General features: G+C 72.6%; 4 protein-coding genes. 3 read left to right on the top strand and 1 reads right to left on the bottom strand.

The annotated features are described in order from the left end of the window. The 3 genes from ACYVE7_RS31695 to ACYVE7_RS31705 form a co-directional block, all read left to right on the top strand. Nucleotides 1-479: glycosyltransferase family 2 protein (locus ACYVE7_RS31695; protein WP_460369953.1), on the top strand; the 479-nt coding region annotated here is incomplete at its 5' end. A 26-nt stretch (nucleotides 480-505) separates the two neighbouring features. Beyond that, a complete protein-coding gene (locus tag ACYVE7_RS31700) occupies nucleotides 506-1,840 on the top strand; it encodes a nucleotide sugar dehydrogenase (RefSeq protein ID WP_460369955.1) in 1,335 nt (444 codons plus the stop codon). After that, nucleotides 1,837-3,054: a glycosyltransferase family 4 protein gene (locus tag ACYVE7_RS31705; RefSeq protein ID WP_460369957.1), complete on the top strand. Its 1,218-nt coding sequence runs from the start codon at nucleotides 1,837-1,839 to the stop codon at nucleotides 3,052-3,054. Before ACYVE7_RS31700 ends, ACYVE7_RS31705 begins: the two co-directional genes overlap by 4 nt. On the opposite strand, the gene ACYVE7_RS31710 is transcribed toward ACYVE7_RS31705, so the two are convergent. Beyond that, the coding region (locus tag ACYVE7_RS31710) for a hypothetical protein (RefSeq protein WP_460369959.1) at nucleotides 2,997-3,217 on the bottom strand (221 nt) is incomplete at its 5' end. The genes ACYVE7_RS31705 and ACYVE7_RS31710 overlap by 58 nt on opposite strands.

Here is a 3,217-nt window from a genome sequence, read left to right on the forward strand (position 1 = left end):
CGCTGCTGGGCGGCTCGTTCGCGGGCCGGTACGGCGCCCTCGGCGAGATGATCACCGCGCCGGGCCCGCACGAGCGGGCCGGACGGTACGCGTGGGCGACCGGCGCGGCCCTGCTGATGTCGGCCGAGACCCTCCGGCGGGCCGGCCCGTGGGACGAGTCGTTCCTCCTGTACAGCGAGGAGACCGAGTTCATTCTCCGCTCCACCGACCTCGGCCTGGGCCTGTGGTACTGCCCGGACGCCGTCGTCGAGCACATCGGCGCGGCGTCGGGGACCAGCCCGGCGCTGGCGGCGCTCAGCACCGTCAACCGGGTGCGGCTCTACCGCGGCAGGCACGGGCCGGTGGCGTCCGCCGCTTACGGGCTGGCGCTCACCGCCGGGCAGTTCCTGCGCGCTCTCGCCGGACGTCCGGACGCCAGGGCCGCCCTGGTGGCCCTGCTCCGCCCGTCGCGCCGGCCGACCCGACTGGCCGGTGGCTGAACCCCGTCAAAACGGAGGCGAACAGTATGCGGATTCCCAGTACGCGGATATCGGTGTTCGGGCTCGGCTACGTCGGCTGTGTGTCCGCCGCGTGCCTGGCCTCGCTCGGCCATCGGGTGGTCGGCGTCGACGTCAACCCGGCCAAGCTCGACCTGCTCGCCCGTGGGGTGGCGCCGCTGGTGGAGGCCGACATCGGGGAGCTGACGCAGGAGGTGGTCGGCGCGGGCCTGCTGACGGTCACCGGCGATGTGGCGGCGGCCGTCGCGGCCACGGAGGTGTCTCTGATCTGCGTGGGCACTCCGTCGGCGGGGAACGGCAGCCTGTCGACGGAGTTCCTGGAGCGGGTCGCCGAGCAGATCGGCACGGCGCTCGGCGGACGGGACGGGCCCCGCCACACGGTCGTCATCCGGAGCACGATGCTGCCGGGCACCTGCGAACGGCTGATCGTCCCGGTGCTGGAGAAGTACTCGGGACTGACGGCGGGCGTGGGCTTCGGGGTCGCGGTGAACCCGGAGTTCCTGCGCGAGGGCTCCAGCGTCAAGGACTTCCTCGATCCGCCGAAGACGGTCATCGGCCAGTTCGACCAGGCCAGCGGCGACGCCGTCGCCGCGCTCTACGCGGGGATCCCCGGCGAGGTGTTCCGGGTGCCGATCCCGGTCGCCGAGATGACCAAGTACGCCGACAACTCCTTCCACGCGTTGAAGATCGCGTTCGCGAACGAGCTGGGCGCGGTCTGCCGAGCGCTGGGCATCGACTCGGGGCCCGTCGTGGACGTGTTCGTCAGCGACCGGAAACTCAACATCAGCTCCGCCTATCTGCGGCCCGGGTTCGCGTTCGGCGGCTCCTGCCTGCCGAAGGACGTCCGCGGTCTGGTGCACGCCGCCCACCGGGCCGACGTCGCGGTGCCGCTGCTGTCGCACGTGCTGCCGTCCAACGAGGAGCATCTGCGGCGGGCGCTGTCGCTGGTCGCGGCGGACGGGCGCCGCCGGATCGGGCTGTTCGGGCTGTCGTTCAAACCCGGCACCGACGACCTGCGCGAGAGCCCGCTGGTCGAGCTGGCCGAACGGCTCCTCGGCAAGGGCTACGACCTGCGGATCTACGACACGAACGTCACCCTGTCGCGGCTGATGGGCGCCAACCGCGACTACATGCGCTCGCGCCTCCCCCATCTGGGCGACCTGCTCAGCAACGACGCCGGGGAGGTGCTGGAGCACGCCGAGGTCTGTGTCGTCGGCTGCCAGGACCCCGCCGTGCTCGACGTCCTCGCGCGCGCGGGCGACCGCACCATCGTCGACCTCGTCCGCCTCCCGGACGCCGCGGACCGCCGCGGTGTCCCCGGCTATCAGGGACTTGCCTGGTGAACGGTAGAAAACACACGCTGATCCTGGTGGAGAACCTCTCCGTGCCGTTCGACCGGCGCGTCTGGCAGGAGTGCCAGGCGCTGCGCGAGGCCGGCTGGGAGGTCGACGTCATCTGCCCGATGGGCGCCGCCCGCGACACCGAGGCCGAGGCCGTCATCGACGGGGTGCGGATCCACCGGTACCCGCTGCGCGCGGCGACCGGCGGGCCCGCCGGATACGTCCAGGAGTACGGCAGCGCGCTCTGGCACACGTGGCGGCTGGCCAGGAAGGTCGGCCCCGTCGACGTGGTGCACGCCTGCAACCCGCCCGACCTGTTCCATCTCGTGGCGCGGCGGCTCAAACGCAGGGGCGCGCGGTTCGTCTTCGACCAGCACGACCTGGTGCCCGAGCTGTACCTGTCGCGGTTCGCGGGGCGCGGCCGGGACGCGCTGTACCGGATGGTGGTGCGGATGGAGAAGGCCACCTACGACGCCGCCGACATCGTGATCGCCACCAACGAGAGCTACCGGGACGCCGCCGTGACGCGCGGCGGGAAACGCCCCGAGGAGGTGTTCGTGGTGCGCAGCGCACCGGTCGTCGAACGGTTCCACGAGGTTCCCGCCGAGCCGGAGCTGCGGCGCGGCAAGCCGCATCTGCTCTGCTACCTGGGCGTCATGGGGCCGCAGGACGGCGTGGACTACGCGCTGCGGGCGCTCGCCGAGTTGCGCGGGCGGCGGGAGGACTGGCACGCCACGTTCATCGGCGGCGGCGACACCTTCGAGGCGATGGTCGCGCTCAGCGCCGAGCTGGGCCTGTCGGGGCTGGTCGACTTCACCGGCCGGATCCCCGACGCCGACCTGCTCCGCTATCTGTCCACGGCGGACGTGTGCCTGTCGCCGGATCCGCCGAACCCGCTCAACGACGTCTCGACGATGAACAAGGTGATGGAGTACATGGCGATGGGCCGTCCGCTGGTCTCGTTCGAGCTGCGCGAGGCGCGGGTGTCGGCCGGTGAGGCCGCGCTGTACGCGCCGGGCGCCGACGAGGCGGCGTTCGCCGGGCTGGTCTCCCGGCTGCTGGACGATCCGGCCGAGCGGGCCAGACGGGGCGAGCTGGGCCGGGCGAGGGTCGCGGGTCCGCTGTCGTGGGAGCATTCCAAGAAGGCCCTGGTCGCCGCCTATGAGGCCGCTCTCGACGTGCGGTCGGAGCCCCAGCCGCGGGCGGCCGGCAGATGAGCCGCGATCCGGTCGAGGGCCATCACCGCGACATAGCATCCGAAGTCCGGCAGGCTCACCGTGCGGGCTCTGACCAGCGCGAGCAGCTCGGCGAGGGCCAGCGGTCTCGCGCTGACCGGGCGGCCCAGCGCCGCGAGCTGCCGGTTGCCGCGGCGGACGCGGA

The sequence above is a fragment of the Actinocorallia lasiicapitis genome (genome assembly GCF_054778695.1).

Bases quoted from the DNA above. Each gene is read 5' to 3' on its own strand.
- ACYVE7_RS31700 (WP_460369955.1), top strand. From the start codon at position 506: ATGCGGATTCCCAGTACGCGGATATCGGTGTTCGGGCTCGGCTACGTC.